This window comes from Streptomyces sp. NPDC058872 (assembly GCF_042743065.1).
In the GTDB taxonomy this organism is placed as follows: Bacteria; Actinomycetota; Actinomycetes; order Streptomycetales; family Streptomycetaceae; genus Streptomyces.
The window spans coordinates 38,997-58,935 of sequence record NZ_JBHYMK010000051.1 but is presented as its reverse complement, the minus strand read 5'-3'; the positions used below and the strand labels follow the sequence as shown (position 1 = coordinate 58,935).

The following is a 19,939-nucleotide window of genomic DNA, read 5'->3' as shown; positions in this document are numbered from 1 at the left end:
GTGCCCCCGTCGCGGGGGCACCGGGCCTCGGTGCTCTTCGGTGCTCTTCGGTGCTCCTCGTGGCGCTTCGTCGCTCCTCGTCGTTCCGGAGCCCGCCGACCCGACGCGAACCGGCCCTGCCCCGCCTACTCGACGGCGCCGAGCTTCTCCATGACCCCCAGCAGGTCGTACTGCCACCAGCCCTCGACGGCCTTGCCGTCCTCCCGGAAGCGGTGCACGACCATCCCGGTCGCGCTCAGCTCCATTCCGGTGGGCTGGATCCCCATGAAGTCGCCGACGTGGGTGCCCTTCCAGGTCCAGCGGGTGCAGACCCGGTCGCCGTCGGCGAGCTGGTCCTCGACCGTGAAGTCGAAGTCGAACGCGCCCCGCCACATTTCGATCTCGCGCCGTACCGCGTCCATGCCGTGCGCCTCGCTCGGACTGTTCGGATCGTGGTCGCGGTACCCCTCGGCGAGCACCTCGTCCAGCGGCGGGAGCTCACCGGACGTGGAGATCAGTTCGAGCAGCCGTCGTGAGGTCGCCTTGTACATCTGCTCGTCCCGGACGACGTCCAGGTCCGTGAAGGTCGGCATCTCGTCACAGAGCGCGACCATCTCCCGGAAGATCCGATCGGTCTCGGGGAGCTGCGAGTTCTGCATGGCCACGTCGTAGGAGGGGAACTCGACGATCTCCACGACGTGGGAGGCGTCGGAACGGTCCTTGCCGACGATGCTGTGGGTGGCGGTGCGCTTGCCCTTGGTCTGTTCGACCCACCGGTCCATGAGCCGGTTCAGGTCGTCGACCCGGCTCGTCTTGCAGTCGATGATTTGCACGAACGTCATGACGACCTCCCGACCCAGCTGGGACCTTTCCAGTCTAGGCCGGGAGCGCCTCTGTCGAGCGGTGGAGGGAGACAGGGGCCACGGAGACTACTGGGGCCCGTACTTGCGGCCCGCCTTGGAGGAGACCCCGCCGAGCAGACCGCGCGGCGCCAGCTTCACCACGCCCATGAGGGCCTTGTAGCGGGGGTCGGGGATCGACAACGTCTTCCCGCGCTCCAGGTCCTGGAGCGCGGCCGAGGCCAACTTGTCCGCATCGAGCCACATCCAGCCCGGAATGTTGTCCGTGCCCATCCCGGCCCGCTCGTGGAACTCGGTCCGCACGAAGCCGGGGCAGAGGGCCATCAGCCGCACCCCGCTGCCCGCCAGGTCCCGGGCCGCGCCCTGGGTGAACTGCACGACCCAGGCCTTCGAGGCGCCGTAGGTGCCGCGGGGCACGAAGGCCGCCACCGAGGCGACGTTCACCACGGCGCCCCGACGCCGGTGCTTCATCGAAGCGGAAGCCGCCGAGGTCAGCCGCAGCACCGCCTCGCAGTGCACCGTGAGCATCTTCAACTCGTCGGCCATGGAGACTTCGAGGAAGCGACCCTTGTTGCCGAAGCCCGCGTTGTTCACCAACATGTCCACCGGTTGCCTCGGGTTCGACAGCCGGGCCTCGACCGCGGCGATGCCCTTCTCCTCGGAGAGGTCGGCCGCGAGCACCTCGGCTTCGACGCCGTGCCGGTCGTGCAGTTCGGTGGCCTGTTCCCGCAGCCGGTCCGCGTCCCTGGCCACGAGCACGACGTCGTGGCCGTCCGCGGCCAGTCTCCGTGCGAAGGCGGCCCCGATGCCCGCAGTGGCGCCCGTAATCAGTGCAGTCGTCATACGGGCACGTTAATGCCCCCTCCGAGCACTACGCCCGGGCGTAGTGCTCCGCGTACTGGCGGGCCAGTGCCAGGAGGCCGGACTCCATCCACTCGGCAGCGACCAACGTGCCCGGCAGCAGGGCGCGTTCGGTGGTCGCGGCCCGGTGCAGCAGTGCCACGGTGATGTCGTGGTCCGGTCGGTGCACCACGGAGATCGGGTCGCCCGCCCGTACCTCACCGGGCACGATCACCCGCAGCAGCGCCCCGGGACCGGCCTCCGACTGCGTGAACCGCTTCACCCACCCCTCCTCCTCGATGAAGCCCGCGAACGTGCGGCACGGGATGCGACCGCCGGTCACTTCCAGGACCAGTTCCGCCCCGATCCGCCACCGCTCGCCGATCAGCGCCCCGTTCACGTCGAGGCCGCGGGTGGTCAGGTTCTCGCCGAAGGAGCCGTTGGCCAGTTCGCGGCCGAGCTCGCGCTCCCACAGGTCGATGTCCTCCCGGGCGAAGGCGTAGGCCGCCCGGTCGTCGCCCCCGTGGAAGCGCAGGTCACAGACGGCGTCCCCGGCGACCCCGCTCCCCCCGACGCCGGGCGCCCCCGGCGCCTCGATCCGCACGGGCCCCTCCACGGGACGCTTGTCGATGCCCGTCACCCCCGAAGCGGCCTCGGTGTACTCCACGGCCCGGGGACGGCCCACATTCACACTCAGCAAGGTCATGGGGGCACCCTACGGGCGGTGATCTCAAAGGCGTGCGTCAGATCGGGCGACTTCACCCAAGCTGCTCTTATGATGGAACGCATGATCGAGGCACGCCACCTCCGCGTCCTGCGCGCCGTCGCCGCCACCGGCTCCTTCTCGGCCGCCGCGCGCGAACTCGGCTGCACCCAGCCCGCCGTCAGCCAGCAGATGAAGGCGCTCGAAGCCTCCGCCGGCACCCCGCTGCTCATCCGTACCGGACGCGAGATGCGCCTCACCCAGGCGGGCGAGGTCCTGGTCCGCCACGCCTCCGGCATCCTCGCCGGGCTCACCGCGGCCGAAGAGGAGGTCGCCGCCATCGCGGGGCTGCGGGCCGGTCGCGTCCGCCTGGTCTCCTTCCCGAGCGGCAGCTCCACCTTGGTGCCCACCGCGCTGGCCGCCCTGCGGGCCGCGCACCCGGGCACCCGGGTCTCCCTCGTCGAGGCCGAACCGCCGCGCTCGATCGAGATGCTCCGCGAGGGCGACTGCGACATCGCCCTCGCGTTCCGGTACGGGGTCGGCCAGGCGGAGTGGGACGACCTGGTGGTCCGTCCGCTCCTCGCCGACCGGCTCGTCGGCCTGGTGCCCGAGGGGCACCGGCTCGCCGGATCCGGCCCGGTCCGCATCGAGGAGCTGGCGGACGAGTCCTGGATCGCGGGTTGCCCGCGCTGCCGCCGTCAGCTCGTGGACGTCTGTCGGGAGTCGGGTTTCACCCCCCGCATCGACTTCGCCACCGACGACTACCCGGCCGTGGTCGGCTTGGTCGGTGCCGGTCTGGGGGTGGCCGTACTGCCGGAGCTGGCCATCGAGTCCGTACGGCCCAAGGGGGCCCGGACCGTGGTCGTGGAACCGGCCGTGGAGCGGGAGATCGTGGCCCTGACGCTGCCCGACCTCGCGCAGGTCCCGGCCGTCGCCGCCACGCTCGACGAGCTGGTCCGCGCCGCGGCGCGCGGATAGGGCGACACTGCGCCTCACCGCACGCGCGCGGCGGCGTCAGTTCTTGCCCGATCCTCCGAAAAAACGTTCCTTCACATACGGTCCCCGACGGATGTCATGGACGTCATGGATGTCATGGACGCGGTGGACGCGGCCGTCGGCGGCGTCGCGATCAGGCGATTGCGCGCGCGTCCCATGAGTTCTTCGCGTTCGTCCTCGGTGAGGCCGCCCCATACGCCGTAGGGCTCGCGTACGGCGAGTGCGTGTGCTGCGCACTCCGCGCGCACCGGGCACCGCATGCAGACCTCTTTCGCCGAGTTCTCGCGCGCACTCCGTGCCGCGCCGCGCTCTCCCTCGGGGTGGAAGAACAGGGAGCTGTCGACCCCGCGGCAGGCCGCGAGCAGTTGCCAGTCCCACAGATCGGCGTTGGGTCCGGGAAGGCGGGAGAAATCTGCCATTGCGCTTGTCCCCTTGAAACCGTGTCGAACGGATAGGTGGGCGGGTGGATGGCTGATGGTCGGGGCTCCTCCGGTCCCCGACGGGTCCGGTCGGTACACCTACTGTCGAAGCAGATGTAAATATGACTCATTGCGAATCTAGTCACAGACACCGCGAAAAGGGAAGAAAACCAGCTAAATGGGGCATAGCTTTGGATGTCGAGACATGTGATCCGCAATCGAGCTGCGACACTCTCCTCCGCGTACGGCTCCTCACGTAGAGTGCCGAAGGCCGCCGTCCGGCCCGTAACTCTTTCGGGTGACCGTCGTTGAGAGTGCGGAGGCGGTTGAAGGAATAAGCGATCGGGCAGGTGTCCGAGAGCGTCAACCGCACAGGTGACGATACGTACAGCCCTGGAGGCTCAAGGTGACGCGCAACAGCTGCGAGAGCCGCGGAGGTCAGGCATGACATCCGTTCTCGTCTGCGACGACTCCCCGCTTGCCCGAGAGGCGCTCCGCCGCGCGGTCGCGACCGTGCCCGGCGTCGAGCGCGTGACCACCGCGGCCAACGGCGAGGAAGTCCTCCGCCGCTGGGGCGCGGACCGCTCGGACCTGATTTTGATGGACGTGCGCATGCCCGGTCTGGGCGGCGTGGAGACCGTCCGCCGGCTGCTCTCCGCGGACCCCGGCGCCCGCATCATCATGCTCACGGTCGCCGAGGACCTCGACGGCGTTGCGCTCGCGGTCGCCGCGGGCGCCCGTGGCTACCTGCACAAGGACGCCTCCCGTGCCGAACTGAGGGCCACGGTCACCCAGGCGCTCGCCGACCCGACCTGGCGACTCGCCCCGCGCCGACTCCGTTCGGCCGAGATGGGTGCCGCCCCCACCCTCACCGCACGCGAGATCCAGGTGCTCGAAGGCATGAGCCACGGCCGGTCCAACGCGGAGATCGGGCGTGAGCTCTTCCTCTCCGAGGACACGGTCAAGACGCACGCCCGACGCCTCTTCAAGAAGCTCGGTGCGTCCGACCGGGCGCATGCCGTCGCGCTCGGATTCCGCTGGGGTCTGGTCCGCTGAACCGCAGGTCACCCGCCGTCTCCCCGTCCTCGCCCGCGTCCGTCGCGGGGTGGACGGGGCGGGCTTGTATCACTTCCCCGCGGAATGCCGCATCCTTGAGGGTGTGGAGTTCCTCGGGGACGAGTCGATCGAGCGGGAGGGGAGGGCGCGGGAGATGAGTGCCGGCGCACTTGCTCATAACGCTTCGGTGCACAACTACGGACGCGGTGCCGCGGACGCAGAGGCGTCGGGGCACCATGGAGCGATGCGCGACGACGAGACCGCGGGTCCCCCCATGCCCGCCGGGCAGGGGGAGATCGGTGCGCTCGTACACCGCGCGGTCGAGGGTGACGCCCAGGCCACTCACGACCTGCTCGCGCGCGTGCATCCGCTCGCACTGCGGTACTGCCGCACCCGCCTCAACCGGCTGCCCGGCGACGCCCGGCACTTCGTCGAGGACCTCGCCCAGGAGGTCTGTGTCGCCGTGTTGATGGCGCTGCCGCGCTACAAGGACACCGGCAGGCCCTTCGAGGCCTTCGTCTTCGCCATCGCCGGCCACAAGGTGGCCGACCTCCAGAGGGCCGCCATGCGGCATCCCGGTTCCACCGCCGTGCCCTCCGACGAGATGCCCGAGCGGCCCGACGATTCCCTCGGCCCCGAGGAGCGCGCCCTGCTCAGCGATGACGCCGAGTGGGCCAAGAAGCTGCTCGCCAACCTCCCGGAGAACCAGCGCGAGCTGCTCGTGCTGCGGGTCGCGGTCGGACTGACGGCCGAGGAGACCGGCCAGATGCTCGGCATGTCCCCGGGGGCCGTCAGGGTCGCCCAGCACCGGGCCCTCAGCAGGCTTCGCGCACTGGCCGAGCAGTAGACGTCGTCGGGGACCCAGGTCCCTTTCGTCCACGTGCGAACGTCCAAAGCTTCTCGCTGATCTTGGTCGTGGAATGAGACACCGCTCGGGCCCGTTAGCATGGACATCCCGCACCGATCAAGGCCATTTGGGAAGGTGTCATGACTGCCAACGTCGACGGAGTGCCCGACAAATTCGCGACACTCGGGCTGACCTACGACGACGTGCTGCTGCTGCCGGGTGCATCCGAGGTGCTCCCCAACGCGGTCGACACCTCGTCCCGCATTTCCCGGAACGTCCGGGTCAACATCCCGCTGCTCTCGGCGGCGATGGACAAGGTGACCGAGTCCCGCATGGCGATCGCCATGGCCCGCCTGGGCGGCGTCGGCGTGCTCCACCGCAACCTCTCCGTCGAGGACCAGGTCAACCAGGTCGACCTGGTGAAGCGCTCCGAGTCCGGCATGGTCACCGACCCCATCACGGTGCACCCCGAGGCCACGCTCGCCGAGGCGGACGCCCTGTGCGCCAAGTTCCGCATCAGCGGCGTCCCGGTCACCAGCCCGGACGGCAAGCTGCTCGGCATCGTGACCAACCGCGACATGGCCTTCGAGAGCGACCGCAACCGCCAGGTGCGCGAGGTCATGACGCCGATGCCGCTGGTCACCGGCAAGGTCGGCATCTCCGGCGTCGACGCCATGGAGCTGCTGCGCCGCCACAAGATCGAGAAGCTCCCGCTGGTCGATGACGCGGGCGTCCTCAAGGGCCTCATCACGGTCAAGGACTTCGTCAAGGCGGAGAAGTACCCGAACGCCGCCAAGGACGCCGAGGGCCGTCTGCTGGTCGGTGCCGCGGTCGGCGCCAGCCCCGAGGCGCTGGAGCGGGCCCAGGCGCTCGCCGCCGCCGGAGCGGACTTCCTGATCGTCGACACCTCGCACGGCCACAACAGCAACGCGCTGAGCTGGATGGCGAAGATCAAGTCCAGCGTGAACGTCGACGTGATCGGCGGAAACGTCGCCACCCGCGACGGCGCGCAGGCGATGATCGACGCCGGCGTCGACGGCATCAAGGTGGGCGTGGGCCCCGGCTCCATCTGCACCACCCGAGTGGTCGCCGGCATCGGCGTCCCGCAGGTCACCGCCATCTACGAGGCGTCCCTCGCGGCCCGTGCCGCCGGCGTCCCGCTGATCGGCGACGGCGGCCTGCAGTACTCCGGCGACATCGGCAAGGCGCTCGCCGCCGGCGCCGACACCGTGATGCTCGGCAGCCTCCTCGCGGGCTGCGAGGAGTCGCCCGGCGAGCTGCTCTTCATCAACGGCAAGCAGTTCAAGTCGTACCGCGGCATGGGCTCGCTCGGCGCCATGCAGTCCCGCGGCCAGGGCAAGTCGTACTCGAAGGACCGCTACTTCCAGGCGGAGGTCGCCTCCGACGACAAGCTCGTGCCCGAGGGCATCGAGGGCCAGGTGCCCTATCGCGGTCCGCTGGCGAACGTGCTGCACCAGCTCGTCGGCGGCCTCCGCCAGACCATGGGCTACGTGGGCGCCGCCACCGTCCAGGAGATGGAGTCCAAGGGCCGCTTCGTCCGGATCACCTCGGCGGGCCTCAAGGAGAGCCACCCGCACGACATCCAGATGACGGTCGAGGCGCCGAACTACAGCAGGAAGTAACACCGCGTGACCCCCGGGGGCGGTTCCGGCATGTGGCCGGAGCCGCCCCTTCGGTCTGTGTCGGGGATACTGGTAGGCGCAGACGTAGAGGGAAAGGCCACACATCGTGACTGAGATCGAGATCGGGCGCGGCAAGCGCGGCCGCAGGGCGTACGCGTTCGACGACATCGCCGTCGTGCCGAGCCGGCGCACCCGGGACCCGAAGGAGGTCTCGATCGCCTGGCAGATCGACGCCTACCGCTTCGACCTGCCGTTCCTGGCGGCTCCGATGGACTCGGTCGTCTCGCCGCAGACCGCCATCCGCATCGGCGAGCTGGGCGGCCTGGGCGTGCTGAACCTCGAGGGCCTGTGGACCCGGTACGAGGACCCGCAGCCGCTCCTCGACGAGATCGCCGAGCTGGACGAGGCGACCGCGACCCGCCGTCTGCAGGAGATCTACGCCGCCCCGATCAAGGAAGAGCTGATCGGGCAGCGCATCAAGGAGGTGCGCGACTCCGGCGTCGTGACCGCCGCCGCGCTCTCCCCGCAGCGCACCGCACAGTTCTCCAAGGCCGTCGTCGACGCCGGCGTGGACATCTTCGTCATCCGCGGCACGACGGTCTCCGCCGAGCACGTCTCGGGTGCGGCCGAGCCGCTGAACCTCAAGCAGTTCATCTACGAGTTGGACGTCCCGGTCATCGTCGGCGGCTGCGCCACGTACACCGCGGCCCTCCACCTGATGCGCACCGGTGCGGCGGGCGTGCTCGTCGGCTTCGGCGGCGGCGCCGCGCACACCACCCGGAACGTCCTGGGCATCCAGGTGCCGATGGCGACCGCGGTCGCCGACGTGGCCGCGGCCCGCCGCGACTACATGGACGAGTCCGGCGGTCGCTACGTGCACGTGATCGCCGACGGCGGCGTGGGCTGGTCCGGTGACCTGCCGAAGGCGATCGCCTGCGGCGCCGACGCCGTGATGATCGGCTCCCCGCTGGCGCGGGCCACGGACGCACCCGGCAAGGGCCACCACTGGGGCATGGAGGCCGTCCACGAGGACGTGCCGCGCGGCAAGCTGGTCGACCTGGGCATCGTCGGCACCACCGAGGAGATCCTCGCGGGTCCGTCGCACACCCCGGACGGTTCGATGAACTTCTTCGGCGCCCTGCGCCGCGCGATGGCCACCACGGGCTACAGCGAGCTCAAGGAGTTCCAGCGGGTCGAGGTGACGGTCGCGGACGCGGAGCACAAGCGCTGATCTCCGCTCCACGGACGCCCGGAGGGGCCGCGCACTGGTGCGCGGCCCCTCCGCCGTGTGCGGGCGGGGCCCGGAGGGGGTTCCGTCCGGCGGTGGCGGCCGGGCGCCCGTGTGGCGGAGCAGGGCTCAGAGGCGGTGGGCGGCTCCGGCGGGGGTGGCTCCACGGGTGTCCAGGAGCAGTTGCGCCTTCACGGCGAGGCCCTGGAGGTCGTACGTGCGGTGGTGCTGGAGGAGCACCGTCAGGTCGGCGTGGGCGGCGGCCTCGTACAAGGAGTCGGCGCGGGGCACGGGCAACTCGCGGACGCGCCAGTCCGATGCGTGCGGGTCGTGGTAGCTGACGGCCGCGCCCAGGTCCATGAGGCGGCGGGCGATCTCGTCGGCGGGGGAACCCTGGCGGTCGGGGAGGTCGGGCTTGTAGGTGATGCCGAGGAGCAGGACCCGGGCGCCGCGGGCGGACTTGCCGTGCTCGTTGAGGAGGGTGGCGGCGCGCTGGACGACGTACTGCGGCATCCGCTCGTTGACCTGTCCGGCGAGTTCGACGAGGCGGAGCGGTCGGTGGGCGCCGACGGTGTCGACCGGGACGCCGTGGCCGCCGACGCCTGGCCCGGGGCGGAAGGCCTGGAAGCCGAAGGGCTTCGTCTCGGCACAGCGGATGACGTCCCACAGGTCGACCCCGAGTTCGTGGCAGAGGACCGCCATCTCGTTGACGAGCGCGATGTTGACGTGCCGGAAGTTGGTCTCCAGCAGCTTGACCGTCTCCGCCTCGCGGGGGCCGCGGGCGCGTACCACCTTTTCGGTCAGGCGCCCGTAGAAGGCGGCGGCGGATTCGGTGCAGGCCGGGGTGAGGCCGCCGATGACCTTGGGGGTGCCGGCGTAACCGTGGGTGCGGCTGCCGGGGTCGATGCGGCCGGGGGAGTAGGCGAGGTGGAAGTCGCGTCCGGCCCGGAGGCCGGATCCCGCTTCGAGGGTCTCGCGGAGGAGGCCTTCGGTGGTTCCCGGGGGGACCGGGGACTCCAGGATGACGGTGGTGTGGGGGCGCAGCCGGGCGGCGAGCGTGCGGGCGGCTTCGGTGACGGCGCCGAGGTCGAGGGTCCGGTCGGGTCCCAGGGAGGTCGGGGCGCAGAGGACGGCGGTGCGGACCCGGCCGAGTTCGGTGGGGTTGCTGGTCGCGCGGAAGCCGCCCGCGAGCATCCGGCGGATCTCGGGGGTGGTGAGCGAGCCGTCCACGGGGGAGCGGCCGGCGGCGAGTTCGGCGACGGGGCGGGGGTCGGCGTCGTAGCCGATGGTCTTGATGCCGGCGGCGCCGGCGGCCTGGGCCAGGGGGAGGCCGTGATGGCCGAGGCCGATGACGGCGAGATCAGCGGGCATGGGGGTTTGGCCGTCCTTCCCGGTAGCCGGAGGGAACGCGGTGCGCACGCCCGGTGGACAGAACGGATCGAGCGCAATGTCAGACTAGGCGTAAATATGACCGATATCTGGCATTGCAGGGGTGAAGGTCGCCGCATGTTATCCACAGGTGGGCGGCGAGGCGGTGGCTGAAGTCGCGGGAGCGGGACAGAATCGAGCTGTGGGCCGGACCACACGGGGCCGGTTCACCGCTCGTGCGCGGACGGACCGGGCGCGCACGCCGGGTGCGGCGCGCACGGGACCGACGGGGGACGACGGGAGGCAGCAGCGTGAGGACAGCGACACTGGGGCCCGCCGAGCGCGCCGAGGCGCTCGTGGCCATGAGCGAGCGAGAGCTGGACGTGCTGGTCGTCGGCGCCGGAGTGGTCGGTGCCGGCACCGCCCTGGACGCCGTCACCAGAGGACTTTCCACCGGCATCGTGGAGGCCCGTGACTGGGCCTCGGGCACCTCCAGCAGGTCCAGCAAGCTCGTCCACGGGGGTCTGCGCTACTTGGAGATGCTGGACTTCGCCCTCGTGCGCGAGGCGCTCAAGGAGCGCGGACTCCTCCTGGAGCGGCTCGCACCCCACCTGGTGAAGCCGGTCCCCTTCCTCTATCCGCTCCAGCACAAGGGTTGGGAGCGTTTCTACGCCGGATCCGGGGTCGCGCTGTACGACGCGATGTCCCTCTCGTCCGGCCACGGCCGTGGCCTCCCCGTCCACCGTCACCTCTCCCGGCGCAATGCCCTGCGGGTCGCCCCCTGTTTGAAGAAGGACGCCCTCGTCGGTGCCCTGCAGTACTACGACGCCCAGATGGACGACGCCCGCTTCGTCACCACCCTGGTGCGCACGGCCGCGGCCTACGGCGCCAGGGCCGCCAGCCGGGCCCGTGTCGTCGGCTTCCTCCGCGAGGGCGAGCGGGTGGTCGGTGCGCGCGTCCAGGACGTCGAGGCGGGTGCCGAGTACGAGATCCGGGCCAAGCAGATCGTCAACGCCACCGGGGTGTGGACCGACGACACCCAGGCCCTCATCGGCGAGCGCGGCCAGTTCCACGTCCGCGCCTCCAAGGGCATCCACCTCGTCGTGCCCAAGGACCGCATCCACTCGACCACCGGACTGATCCTGCGCACCGAGAAGTCCGTGCTGTTCGTCATCCCCTGGGGACGCCATTGGATCGTCGGCACCACCGACACCGACTGGGACCTCGACAAGGCCCACCCCGCCGCCTCCAGCGCCGACATCGACTACCTGTTGGAACACGTCAACACGGTCCTCGCCACCCCGCTCACCCGGGACGACGTCCAGGGCGTCTATGCGGGTCTGCGGCCCCTCCTCGCCGGCGAGTCGGACGCCACCAGCAAGCTCTCCCGCGAGCACACCGTGGCCCACCCGGTGCCCGGCCTCGTGGTCGTGGCGGGCGGCAAGTACACGACCTACCGCGTGATGGCGAAGGACGCCGTCGACGAGGCGGTGCACGGCCTCGACCAGCGCGTCGCGCCCTGCGTCACCGAGGACACGCCGCTCCTCGGCGCCGAGGGCTACCGCGCCCTGTGGAACGCACGGGCCAGGATCGCCGCCAGGACCGGTCTGCACGTGGTGCGGGTCGAGCACCTCCTCAACCGGTACGGCTCCCTGACGGAGGAACTGCTCGACCTCGTGGTGCGCGACCCGGCGCTCGGCGAACCGCTCGCCGCCGCGGACGACTACCTGCGCGCCGAGATCGTCTACGCCGCCTCGCACGAAGGCGCGCGCCACCTCGACGACGTGCTCACCCGGCGGACCAGGATCTCCATCGAGACCTTCGACCGGGGCACCCTCAGCGCCCGCGAGTGTGCGGAGTTGATGGCACCGGTCCTCGGCTGGGACGACCACCAGGTCGAGAAGGAGGTCGAGCACTACGAGAAGCGGGTGGAAGCGGAGCGCGAGTCGCAGCGGCAGCCCGATGACCTGACGGCGGACGCCGCCCGGCTCGGGGCGCCGGACATCGTGCCCATCTGAGCGGGCGTCCGGCAGGGCGCGGCGGAAGGGGCGGGACCCGAGGGAACCTCGGGGCCGTGCGGAGGCGTCGTATCCCGGAGTACGGACCCGGGGGCGTCACCCGGCCCGAGGTGAGAGACAATGGCCTCTCTTCCAGGGCGGGTTACCGCATCGCGCGGGAAGCGGCAGACGCGGCGAAGATCAGGGATCGCAGAGGGGACGCATGTCGGAGGCGGAGCAGTCGCGGGACGCGGCGAGGGAGCCCGGGCGGGACGTCGCCCCGGGGGCCGTGACCGACGGCAAGCGGGGAACGGTCCCGGCCGCGCGCGAGCCGGAGCGGGACACGAAGGACGTGCAGGTCAGCGGGGCTTCACCCGAGTCCGAAGGCGCGCCCGAGCCGGAGCGGGGCGTCGAGGACGCGGAGCCCGCCCGGTCCGTCGTGCGGCACGAGGGGGACCCCCGGGACATGAGTGGACCTCAGGACGCGCGGGACCCGCATGAGGTGAAGGCTGCTCAGGACGTCCCGGTCGATCCGGTCACGGCCTCGGAAGGGGCCGGGCCCGGGGCGCCGGAGGCCGCCGAGCGCGGGCGGCTGCGCGGAACCGAGCCGTCGACCGGGCGGGCCGGATTCGGCGCCGGCGAGGGCGCCGGAGAGAAGGGCCACCGGACGTCCGCCGCCGCGCGGGGTGACGGGGCGAGCACGGGAACGGCCGGCGGGGGACGCCTGCTCGCGGGCCGCTACCGGCTCGGCGCGGTCCTCGGCCGGGGTGGCATGGGCACCGTCTGGCGCGCCGTCGACGAGACCCTCGGCCGCACGGTCGCCGTCAAGGAGCTCCGCTTCCCCAACAGCATCGACGAGGACGAGAAGCGACGCCTCATCACCCGGACCCTCCGCGAGGCGAAGGCCATCGCCCGGATCCGCAACAACGGCGCCGTGACCGTGTACGACGTCGTCGACGAGGACGACCGCCCGTGGATCGTCATGGAGCTCATCGAGGGCAAGTCCCTCGCGGACGCCGTGCGCGAGGACGGCACGCTCACGCCCCGGCGTGCCGCAGAGGTCGGCCTCGCGATCCTCGACGTGCTGCGCTCGGCGCACCGCGAGGGCATCCTGCACCGCGACGTGAAGCCGTCCAACGTGCTGATCGCCGACGACGGTCGGGTGGTCCTCACCGACTTCGGCATCGCCCAGGTGGAGGGCGACCCGTCGATCACCTCCACCGGCATGTTGGTCGGTGCCCCCTCGTACATCTCGCCGGAGCGCGCCCGTGGCCACAAGCCCGGCCCGGCCGCCGACATGTGGTCACTGGGCGGCCTGATCTACGCGGCGGTCGAAGGCAGCCCGCCCTACGACAAGGGCTCCGCCATCGCCACCCTCACCGCGGTGATGACCGAGCCGGTCGACCCGCCCAAGAATGCGGGACCGGAGCTGGAGCAGGTCATCTACGGCCTGCTGGCCAAGGATCCTGCCCAACGGCTCGACGACGCCCGCGCCCGGGTACTGCTGCGCGCCGTGCTCGACGCGCCCGAGGCGGCGCCCGCGACCTCGCCCGAGGTCACCACCGTCGTACCGCTGCCGCCCTCCCCCCAGCGACCGGGGCCGTCGTCCGGAAAGGCGCCCGAGGCCGCCGCCGAGCGGATGCGGGGAGCGCTGCAGTCCGTGCGGAACGCCGCCGTCTCCGCGCAGGCGGAACCGCGGCCGGGGCTGGCGACCGAGCCGCTGCGGGGCGGCGGGAAGCCGACCCCGGCACGCGCCTCGCTGACCGATGTCGTACCGCGACGCACGCTCGTGATCGTCGCCGCGGTCGTCGTCCTCGCCCTGCTCGGGACGATCCTCGTGGTCTCCCTCAACGGCGGTGACGACAAGGGCGACCAGGGCAAGGGCGACACCAGCGCCTCGGCCGGGGCCAACGGTTCCGGCGGTTCCGGCGGGGCCCAGGACCCGTCCGCGGGCGGGCCCGGCCAGCAGGGCGGCACCCGTCCCGGTGACACCGGTGCCACCGGGACGACGGACACCGAGGGCGCGACCGGTTCCACGGACGGACGGAACGGCACCGAGCCCTCCGGGAAGCCCGGCGGCGACACGGCGGAGAAGCTGCCCGCCGGCTACGTCCCGGTCACCAGCAGCCGGTTCCACTTCTCGATGGCGATGCCCTCGGGCTTCACGGTCCGCTCCATCCCGGGGTACGACCTCGGCGGGATATTCAGCGAGAGCGGCGGCTTCCCGCGCGTCCAGGTCGACTACAACGACAGCCCCAAGGAGAATGCGGCGAGCGCCTGGGAGCTGGCCAAGTTGGGTGTTGCCGCCACCAGCAAGAACTACAAGCACCTCGGCATAAAGCCGGTCTCGTACAACGGCTACCCGACCGTCGCCGACTGGGAGTTCGAACGCACCCAGCAGGGCATGCGGATCCGGGTGCTCAACCGCGGCTTCAAGGTGAACGCCTCGCGCGGCTACTCCATCATGGTCAGCTGCAAGGCGGACGAGTGGGACGGCGCGGAGTGCCGGACGCTGCGCGAGACGGCGTTCGCCACGTTCAGCCCCGAGGACTGACCACCGGCACGTATCGTGAGAGCCGGTGGACCGGGTGCGGCCGAACGGAGTCGTTAACCGCACGGTGTTGGACCGGAATTGACGGACTCGTGTGCTCCTGCCCGATCCCGGAGGATCCGCGGGACCACGGGGAGAGCGTGCGCGCGTGGGGGAGGCGTCGTGGACGACTACGCGGGAAGGGTGCTCGCAGACCGCTACCGCCTGCCGCTGCCGCCAGCGGACGCCGATGCGTACGCCCCGGTGGAGACGCGTGCCTTCGACACGTACAGCGGGCAGGAGGTCCTGGTCCGCCAGGTCCCCCTGCCCGAGTTCGTCGATGCAGAAGTGCTCGACGACCGGGCCGGCCCGCCCGACCCCCACGGCGCCCCGGGGCGGACCTCCCGCCGACCGGCCGAGCCCCTCGTCCGCCGCGCGATCGAGGCCGCCCAGGCCGCCGCGCAGATTCCCGACCACCCCTTGCTCGACCAGGTCTTCGACGTCTTCGCGGAGGCCGGCTCGCTGTGGATCGTGAGCGAACGGGTGGCGGCCAGACCGCTCGCCGCCCTCCTCGCCGAGCGTCCCCTCAACCCGTACCGCGCGGCCGAGATAGGTGCCGACGTCCTCACCGCGCTGCGCGCGCTCCACGCCCACGGCTGGGTGCACCGGAACATCACCTCCCGGACCGTGCTCGTCTGCGACGACGGCCGGGTGCTCCTCACCGGCCTCGCGGTGGGCGCCGCCGAGGAGGCCCTGTGCGGCTACGCGCCGGTTCCGGAGGGGAGCGACGCTCTCGACAGCGGGGCCTACGGCGACGGGGCCTACGGCGACGGGGCGTACGGCGACGGGGCGGGCGCGCCGGAGCCGGTGGGACCCGCCGTCGAGCAGTACGCACCGGAGGCCGGGGACCACGGAGGACGGGTCGAGGAGTACGGGGGAGGGGGCGCGGAGTACGGGGGCGCGGAGTACGGCGTTGCCGGTGGAGAGGACGGCGCCGGGCCCCACGCGCACGGGGCCCACGTGCCCGCCGGGCTACTGCCCGCTCCGGCGCACGGCCCCCCGGCGCACCACACCCCGGCATACGGCACCCCGGCATACGGGGCCGAGGTCCTCGACGCGGAGGCCGGGGGAGGGGCCGGCGACGGGGGGCCCGAGGAAGCGCCCCCCGAGCCGTACGCGGCGGAGTCCGGAACCGGTGGGTCCCCGGGGCCCGTCCCGGACGCCTACGGTTCCGACCCCTATGGGCGGGCCGCGCCGGCCGTCACCGAGACGCAGCCGGCGGTCACCCCGCCGACCGCCGACGTGCGGGCCGCACGGGCCGGGGCCATCGCTGCCTACCGGGCCGGTGCACGGGCCGCCGCCCGGCTGGGCGAGACCGGGGCGCTCCCCGTCCAGCGCCCTGCGCCGCAGGCGTCCTCCGAACCGCCCCCACCGCCGACCGCGCAGGCACCCGGCGCGCCCGAGCCGCAGTGGTGGGCGCAGGTGGCGGACGAGGAGGACGAGGAGGACGACGAGGAGCCCCGCGGCGACGGCCCCACGACCGGTCCGCCCCCGCGGATGATGCTGGCCGGCAGTTGGAGCGACGGTCCGCACGCCGCACGGGACGGCTCGGGGCCGATCCCGGCCGGTGGGGGGTCGGGTTCCGGCAACGGCCCCGTGCTTCCCGGTTCCGGACGCCCCGCCCTGCCCGCCGGGTACACGGCGGCGACCCCCGGCGCCACGCCCCTCCCGGTCGCCGCCGGCACCGGGGGGGAAGCGCCGCTTCGCGTCCCGGCGCGGGCGCGGGCCGAGGAGTACCGCGGCCCGACCACCCGACTCGCTGCCGAACGGGCCCGCCAGACGAGGATCGCCGTCGTCGGTGCCGTCACCGAACGCTGGGCGCCCGAGCAGGCCGGGCCGGTGCACGAGAACTGGCGTCTGGCCCCGCCGATCGGCCCCGCCACCGATCTGTGGGCGCTCGGTGCGCTCCTCTACCGGGCCGTCCAGGGGCACGCCCCCTACCCCGAGGACAGCGCGGCCGAACTCGTGCAACTGGTCTGCGCCGAGCCGCCCGCCTTCGCCGAGGACAGCGGTCCGCTGCGTCCGGTCGTGGAGTCCCTGCTGCGCCAGGACCCGACCGAGCGGCCCGACTTCGAGGAGCTGCGCGGCTGGCTGCGCTCCCTCGTCCGCTCGGCACCGGAGCCGGAGGTCGGGCTCGGCGCCGTACCGCCGTCGGCGGTCGACGGGGCCCGGCTTCCGATCGTGCGTCGACGCGGCGAGCTGGTGCGGCGTTGGCGCAAGGGGGCGGGCGCGGGGCGCCACCGGCACAAGCGGCGCGAGGGACCGCGCGCCAAGGGCGGGTACCAGGAGCCGCAGGGGCAGGGGCAGGGGCGCGTCGCGGAGTACGCGTACGCCCCGGAGTACGCCCAGGACGGCGGACGCACGCACCCCCTGCCGGACCCTCACGAGGGTTCCCCCGATGACCACGGCGGGGCCTTCCCCGACGACTTCGGCGGGGGGTTCCGGGAAGGGCCCGGGGAACCCCTCCGAGAGGGATTCCGGGAGGACTTCGACGACGAGATCCCCCAACGCGCCGCTCGTGCGCCCCGCTCCTCCGCGCGCCCGGCGTCCGCCCGCGCCGGGGGCTCTCCGCGCGCCCTGGGCCGCACCCTCTTGACCCTGGTGTTCCTGCTGCTCGTCGGAGCCCTTGCGTACGCCGTCCTGTTCATGCCGGGCGAGGACGGGGAACCCACCGCTCCGGCCGCCTCCGCGACCGCTCCCGCCACGTCCTCCTCCACCGCGTCCCCGAGCCGTCCTTCCGCGAGCACCGAGCCGTCCGTCGAACCGACCGCGAAGCCGGTCACCACCCCGCCCGCGACGGACCCTTCGGCCCCCGAGCTGCCCTCCGGGTACGTCGTGCGCCAGGACCCGGAGGGGTTCAGGATCGGGGTCCCGAAGGACTGGCGGCGCAGTCCGATCAACGATGCCGGTCAAGTGCGCTACAGCGGAGGCGACTTCACCTTGATCGTGGTGCCCGGGCGGGACAGCGTCCAGAACAACGGATCGGACCCGCTGGAGTACCAGAACTCCAAGGAGCGCGAGTTGGAGCCGTGGCGGTCGTCCAGCTGGTCGCGGGCGGAGAAGGCGCGTCGGGTCGACATCGGTCGGACGCCGACGGCCGAGGGGCACTACACCTGGCTGGACAGCACGGGGCGCGAGGTCTTCGTGCGCAATCTGGTCCTGATCGACGGCGGTCGCTACTACGTGGTCCAGGTCATTGGACCGGAGAGCGAGCGCGACAAGGTCTCGGACGTCTACGAGCAGGCCACGAAGGCGTTCCGCCCGGGACGGTGAAGCGGTCGGAGCGGAGCGGGACGGTGGCCGGAAGCGGGTCGGGGGCGAAGCGGACGGTGGGGAGGGCCGGTTCGGCGGCGCCGTCGACCGTCGCCACCCGCCCGGTCGGACCACGAAGGGCCGGGCCGGACCGGGAGGGGACCGGACCGGGAGGGGGCCGGGCCGGACGGTGAACGGGGTGCTGACCCGGTGGTGAACGGGGGGCCGGACCGTCCGATATACGGAAGGTCCGCGTTCCCATCGGTCCACGGTCACAGTGCTGTTCCTATGGCCGCCCCGAGGTTCCGTCGCCCGTCCCCCCCTCCGTAACCTGGCATCTGAAGGAAACGGGCGGGGGCAAGTGGAGCATTCTCAGAACACAGAGGCGGGACTGTTGCTCGCCGGTCGATACCGGTTGGGCGAGTCCATCGGGCGCGGCGGTATGGGCAAGGTGTGGCGTGCCCACGACGAAGTGTTGCACCGCGTGGTGGCGGTCAAGGAGTTGACGGCGGGCCGGTTCGTGGCCGAAGCCGATCGGCTGGTGCTGCACGCCCGGACGCAGAAGGAGGCTCGGGCCGCCGCCCGGATCACCCATCCGGGCGTGGTGACCGTCCACGACGTCCTGGAACACGACAACCGGCCGTGGATCGTGATGCAGTACGTCGACGGGCCCTCGCTCGCCGAGGCGGCCAAGGAGGCCGGCACGATCGAGCCCCGCGAGGCGGCGAGGATCGGCTTGCACGTCGTCGGCGCACTGCGGGCCGCGCACGCGGCCGGGGTGCTGCACCGCGACGTCAAGCCGGGCAACGTGCTGCTCGCCCGTGACGGCCGCGTGCTCATCACCGACTTCGGGATCGCCGCGATCGAGGGGGACTCGACGATCACCCGGACCGGCGAGATCGTGGGCTCCATCGACTATTTGGCGCCCGAGCGGGTGCAGGGCGGCGACCCCGGACCCGCCTCCGACCTCTGGTCCCTCGGTGCCACCCTCTACGCGGCGGTGGAGGGCACGTCGCCGTTCCGCCGGACCTCTCCGATCAGCACCATGCAGGCCGTGGTGACCGAGGAGCCGCCGCCGCCGGAGAAGGCGGGGCCGCTGGCCCCCGTCATCGTCGCCCTGCTGCGCAAGGACCCGGCCCAGCGACCGCACGCCGACGAGGCCGAGCGGATGTTGCTCGACGCGATGGAAGGGCGGGCGCCGACGGCTGCCCATGCCTTCGTGCCGACCCAGCGCATCGTCCTGGAGGAGCCGGTCGTCGGGGCCGGTGACGCCGGCCCCGAGGACGACTCCGGCACGGGGACGGAGGGGCGGACGGCGGGTGATCCGCCCAGGGCCACCGCAGAGTGGCCCCGGGCGTCGCAGTTCCAGCGGTCCGGGGAGGACCACCCGCTGCACGGGTTGCGGGGATCCGCCCCTGCTCCGGTGCCCTCCGGACGGGGCCGCTGGCGGTCGGTCGCCCTCGCCGCGGTGATCGCCGGAGCCGTCGCCGGTGGCGCCGTCTTCGCCGCCATGAACGGCGGGAGCGGGGACCGGGTCCGCGGCGACGGCGAGCGGACGACGGCGACCGCCTCCGTGACCAAGGCCGCGGTCGACGTGGTCCCGGCCGGCTGGCACCGGGTCGAGGACCCGGAGGGCTTCGGCCTCGTGGTGCCGGACGGCTGGAAGCGGCAGAAGGAGGGGGACCAGATCGACTACACCCCGGACAACGGCCGCCACCGCATCCGGATCAGCATCGACCGGCAGCCCGACTTCGAGAACCCGTACATGCACGCGCTCGATCTGGAGGGCACCGTGGAGAAGCGGTTGCCGGAGTACCTGCGGGTCAAACTCGTCCAGAACACCTATCGCGACCAGGTCCGCTCCTGTCTCTGGGAGTTCAGCTGGACCGAGAAGAAGACGTTTCCCGGTCCCCGGCACGCCATCGACCAGATGTACTACGCCGATGACGGCACCGAGTACGCCCTGTACATGTCCTCGCCGGAATCGAGCTGGGAAACGACCCGGGAGCAGTTCGACGTCGTCCTCCAGCACTGGCGGGCGCCGGTGTTCTAGGGGGCGAAATAAATCTCCGTGCCGACCTCCCGCGGCCATGAGCCCCTGATCAGGGCTTATGTGCCAGTGATCGCTGGCGTGATGCGGAGGGCGGGTGAAAACACGTTA

Annotated in this window: 14 protein-coding genes; 9 read left to right on the top strand and 5 right to left on the bottom strand. The window is 72.1% G+C overall.

Annotation, left to right across the window (positions count from 1 at the left end; translation table 11 throughout):
- Window positions 1–125 precede the first annotated feature (125 nt).
- The 3 genes from ACFW22_RS27240 to ACFW22_RS27230 form a co-directional block, all read right to left on the bottom strand.
- Complete coding sequence (locus ACFW22_RS27240; RefSeq protein ID WP_386409362.1) at window positions 126–821, bottom strand: ester cyclase; 696 nt, start codon at window positions 819–821, stop codon at window positions 126–128.
- Between the two features lie 87 nt (window positions 822–908).
- On the bottom strand, window positions 909–1,682 hold the full coding sequence (locus tag ACFW22_RS27235) for an SDR family NAD(P)-dependent oxidoreductase (protein ID WP_386409360.1): 774 nt from the start codon (window positions 1,680–1,682) through the stop codon (window positions 909–911).
- A gap of 28 nt (window positions 1,683–1,710) precedes the next feature.
- Window positions 1,711–2,385, bottom strand: a complete 675-nt coding sequence (locus ACFW22_RS27230) for an MOSC domain-containing protein (protein WP_386409358.1) — start codon at window positions 2,383–2,385, stop codon at window positions 1,711–1,713.
- Window positions 2,386–2,466: 81 nt separating this feature from the next.
- On the opposite strand from ACFW22_RS27230, the gene ACFW22_RS27225 reads away from it, so the two are divergent.
- A complete protein-coding gene (locus ACFW22_RS27225; RefSeq protein ID WP_386409356.1) occupies window positions 2,467–3,360 on the top strand; it encodes a LysR family transcriptional regulator in 894 nt (297 codons plus the stop codon).
- A gap of 71 nt (window positions 3,361–3,431) precedes the next feature.
- Here ACFW22_RS27225 and ACFW22_RS27220 read toward each other — a convergent pair whose 3' ends face one another.
- Window positions 3,432–3,797, bottom strand: coding sequence for a WhiB family transcriptional regulator (locus ACFW22_RS27220; RefSeq protein ID WP_386409354.1), 366 nt, complete (start codon window positions 3,795–3,797; stop codon window positions 3,432–3,434).
- A 444-nt stretch (window positions 3,798–4,241) separates the two neighbouring features.
- Between ACFW22_RS27220 and ACFW22_RS27215 the strand changes: the two genes are divergently transcribed.
- From ACFW22_RS27215 to ACFW22_RS27200, 4 genes are all read left to right on the top strand, one after another.
- Window positions 4,242–4,853 (top strand): response regulator transcription factor, encoded by a 612-nt coding sequence (locus tag ACFW22_RS27215; protein ID WP_003948568.1) that lies wholly within the window; start codon window positions 4,242–4,244, stop codon window positions 4,851–4,853.
- Window positions 4,854–5,097: 244 nt separating this feature from the next.
- Window positions 5,098–5,700, top strand: coding sequence for a sigma-70 family RNA polymerase sigma factor (locus tag ACFW22_RS27210; protein WP_386409352.1), 603 nt, complete (start codon window positions 5,098–5,100; stop codon window positions 5,698–5,700).
- A 140-nt stretch (window positions 5,701–5,840) separates the two neighbouring features.
- Window positions 5,841–7,343 carry an IMP dehydrogenase gene (gene guaB / locus ACFW22_RS27205; RefSeq protein ID WP_386409350.1) on the top strand — a complete coding sequence of 501 codons (1,503 nt, stop codon included), beginning with the start codon at window positions 5,841–5,843 and terminating at the stop codon, window positions 7,341–7,343.
- A 106-nt stretch (window positions 7,344–7,449) separates the two neighbouring features.
- A complete protein-coding gene (locus ACFW22_RS27200) occupies window positions 7,450–8,574 on the top strand; it encodes a GuaB3 family IMP dehydrogenase-related protein (protein ID WP_386409348.1) in 1,125 nt (374 codons plus the stop codon).
- Between the two features lie 126 nt (window positions 8,575–8,700).
- On the opposite strand, the gene ACFW22_RS27195 is transcribed toward ACFW22_RS27200, so the two are convergent.
- A complete protein-coding gene (locus ACFW22_RS27195) occupies window positions 8,701–9,942 on the bottom strand; it encodes a nucleotide sugar dehydrogenase (protein WP_386409346.1) in 1,242 nt (413 codons plus the stop codon).
- Window positions 9,943–10,250: 308 nt separating this feature from the next.
- Between ACFW22_RS27195 and ACFW22_RS27190 the strand changes: the two genes are divergently transcribed.
- From ACFW22_RS27190 to ACFW22_RS27175, 4 genes are all read left to right on the top strand, one after another.
- A complete protein-coding gene (locus tag ACFW22_RS27190; RefSeq protein WP_386409344.1) occupies window positions 10,251–11,957 on the top strand; it encodes a glycerol-3-phosphate dehydrogenase/oxidase in 1,707 nt (568 codons plus the stop codon).
- Between the two features lie 202 nt (window positions 11,958–12,159).
- Window positions 12,160–14,490, top strand: a complete 2,331-nt coding sequence (locus tag ACFW22_RS27185; RefSeq protein WP_386409342.1) for a serine/threonine-protein kinase — start codon at window positions 12,160–12,162, stop codon at window positions 14,488–14,490.
- A 159-nt stretch (window positions 14,491–14,649) separates the two neighbouring features.
- A complete protein-coding gene (locus tag ACFW22_RS27180; RefSeq protein WP_386409340.1) occupies window positions 14,650–17,799 on the top strand; it encodes a protein kinase in 3,150 nt (1,049 codons plus the stop codon).
- A 340-nt stretch (window positions 17,800–18,139) separates the two neighbouring features.
- Window positions 18,140–19,831, top strand: a complete 1,692-nt coding sequence (locus ACFW22_RS27175; protein WP_386409338.1) for a serine/threonine-protein kinase — start codon at window positions 18,140–18,142, stop codon at window positions 19,829–19,831.
- The last annotated feature ends 108 nt before the right edge of the window (window positions 19,832–19,939 follow it).